We start from the raw sequence: 2,687 nt of genomic DNA, 5'->3' as shown, positions 1-2,687 counted from the left end.
TGCGAAATGAAAATCTCGAAAAAGAAAAAAACGGAACGAATTATTTAGCGGATAAAAAAAGCACTAAAACCCAACACAGTATAAAAATAATTGCTAGATTAGTGCTTAACCAAGGGTCGTTGCAGTTTTGTTACGTCTGATTTTCCTGCGGAAAATCCTCGCACACAAAACCGCAACTATTCTTATACATAAACGTTAGCCACAAGCTGAAAAAAATGTCGATAGAAGATAAAACTTGGAGAAAATATGAAAGACAAATTCATCAAGAATTAACTTCTGTTTTTACTGATTGTGATTTTGAATTTGACGATAGAATTTTCGGAAAACATAGCAGAATAGACAGGCAAATTGATATTTCAATAAGAGGAAATATTGGTGGAAATAAAATCCTTGGAATAATTGACTGTAAACATTTCTCTAAAAACATTGACATAAAAATCATAGAAAGTTTTCTTGGAATGTTAGAAGATACTAAAGCGAATTTCGGATTAATAATTACAAACAAAGGATTTAGCTCATCTGCAAAGAACAGGGCTAATGTTCGGAATTTAAGACTTGACATTATCGAATTTGACGAATTAGAAAAAATCAAACTGACTTTTGACTATTTCGTAAACCAAAAAATAAGAAACCTTGAATTATCAAAATATGAATTTTTCAAAAGAGCAAAAGAAAATTCAGGCTATTTCGATTTAAGAAAATCAGATTATAATAAAAGAATAGTTACTTTTAAAGAGGGTTTTGCAAATACGGAATATTTTGCTTTCAAAAAGATAATAAAGGAAAGTGCTCGACTATTTAGAGATTTCACTGATTTGGAAACTCTTACTATTAGAATTCCAGCAAATAAAGAAAATAAGAAACGATTATATCATTCTAAAGTAAATCGGAATGAATTAGAAAAGTTTTTAAAAATAGACTTCAGATATTTAAGAGAAGATATTAAATTTTGGAGAAGTGATTTTTTAGAAAACGGAGACTATACCAAAGAATCAGTTTATGATTTTGCGAATGAAAATATTGATTCAACTGAATATTCTGATTACGAAAATGAAATATAAAAGCCAGTGGCTAACAAAGTATAAAATTAATGGCTAGTTCTAGCCTACTTGGAAAATTCCTGCGGAATTTTCCGCTGGCAAGTATTTGTTTACTAAATTAGTTACTTAAACGCGCCACTAATCTTATACATAAACGTTGTAAGCAAGCTAAACAAACATTGTGAATAAAGACAAAATTCGATATATAATTGACTATTTCCCAAATCTAATGACTGAAAAAGAACATTTAGCTTTGAGACATATTCGTTCTGAATTTAAGTTAGATTACAAAACAGACGATTCGTCTAAAATGGCGAATATTTATAGACGAAAAGGTTGGTTGACAGATGATAAAGAAGCTTTAAATTTAATTAAAAACGGAGCTGAAGAATTTAGGAAAAGCGTAGCGGAAAGAATAATCAGAGAACGTAAATCTGATTTGTATCTGAATGAATGTTCTAAATGCGGATTAATAACTCGGACACCTCAATCCAGACAATGCAGACATTGTGGAAATAAATGGCACGAAATTAAAGTCGCTGACTTCAAATTAAATGGTGCTTTTCAATTAAATAACAGAGGTTTTTATATAATTGGAGCTTTAGTAAATGGAAAAGCAGAGAAAGGTAATTTTATAGATTTGACAATGTTGGGAATTAATTGCAAACCTGAAATTAAAAACATTGAACTAGTACTCAAAAATACTGATGGAACTGAAATTGATGATGTAGGATTTGAAACGAGTGAATTAACAGAGCAACAAAAAGAAAGACTAATCAAAATTGGTTCTTTTGGAACACCATTTGACATTGTAAACAGCAGATAAAGCCAGCTTACAACAATGTATATAAAAAATAGCGCAAGTCATTGCTAACAGAATGGTTTGGATATTTTTGGAAAGTCGCAAAATTTTTAAATTTGACGATTTCCAAATAAAAAGATAATAGTAAAATTTAAAAATTCGGCTTGTGTTTAATCCGAAAATTATCGCATATTTAGAGCGCTACTTTTCATATACTAGACCGTTGTAACCAATTTGTGAAAAAACAGAAATTAATGGGAATATTTGACCGATTTAAAAAGAAAGAAAAAGAAGTAAAAACGACTGAAAGAAACGTTTCAAAAAGTAAAATTGTAATGGTTGACCAAGTATATCTTTTGGACGTACCTGAAGACTGGAATCAATTTGAAAGTGATAGATTCCGAATGAAAAACCAAAAGAATACACTACAATTTTCTGCAACTAATTACGGAAAAGAATTATCTAAAGGTGGAGAATATTCTATATCGGACTTAAAACCAGAAATTGACGACTTGTTTGTGAAATTTGAAAAAGAAGGAGACTATGAACCAATCAATGACAGAATAAATGGAAAAGACTTTATTTATCAAGCATTTAAGGTTGACTCTGAAACCCAATATTATTTTTACACTTTTAGAAAAGCAATCGGACAATTAATAAGGATAAACTTTATTATACGTGAAGTGGGAGAGTATAAAAAATCAACTAGTGAAAAAATGTTGAAAATCGGAGATAGTATTAAAATAAAAGTTGGATAAAAACTGGTTACAACAAAGTATAAAATTAATGCTTGGGTCTGTGCTTAATCCAGCGATTAGTCCTGTTTTGTTACATCTGATTTTCCT

3 protein-coding genes are annotated in these 2,687 nt (G+C 29.8%); all 3 read left to right on the top strand.

The window, feature by feature from the left end; translation table 11 throughout:
• Positions 1 to 215 precede the first annotated feature (215 nt).
• The 3 genes from Q0739_RS14700 to Q0739_RS14690 all read left to right on the top strand — a co-directional run bounded on the left by Q0739_RS14700 (position 216) and on the right by Q0739_RS14690 (position 2,600).
• Positions 216 to 1,061 (top strand): restriction endonuclease, encoded by an 846-nt coding sequence (locus tag Q0739_RS14700; RefSeq protein ID WP_298239494.1) that lies wholly within the window; start codon positions 216 to 218, stop codon positions 1,059 to 1,061.
• 160 nt (positions 1,062 to 1,221) lie between these two features.
• Entirely contained in the window at positions 1,222 to 1,866 is a 645-nt protein-coding gene (locus tag Q0739_RS14695) for a hypothetical protein (protein WP_298239493.1), read from the top strand.
• A gap of 230 nt (positions 1,867 to 2,096) precedes the next feature.
• Positions 2,097 to 2,600: a hypothetical protein gene (locus tag Q0739_RS14690; RefSeq protein ID WP_298239492.1), complete on the top strand. Its 504-nt coding sequence runs from the start codon at positions 2,097 to 2,099 to the stop codon at positions 2,598 to 2,600.
• Positions 2,601 to 2,687: the final 87 nt, after the last annotated feature.

The organism is uncultured Algibacter sp. (assembly GCF_947487605.1).
Classification (GTDB): Bacteria; Bacteroidota; Bacteroidia; order Flavobacteriales; family Flavobacteriaceae; genus Algibacter_D.
The sequence above is the reverse complement of the archived record's forward strand: the minus strand, read 5'-3'. Positions and strand labels throughout refer to the sequence as shown.

Bases quoted from the DNA above. Each gene is read 5' to 3' on its own strand.
- Q0739_RS14690 (WP_298239492.1), top strand. From the start codon at position 2,097: ATGGGAATATTTGACCGATTTAAAAAGAAAGAAAAAGAAGTAAAAACG.
- Q0739_RS14700 (WP_298239494.1), top strand. From the start codon at position 216: ATGTCGATAGAAGATAAAACTTGGAGAAAATATGAAAGACAAATTCAT.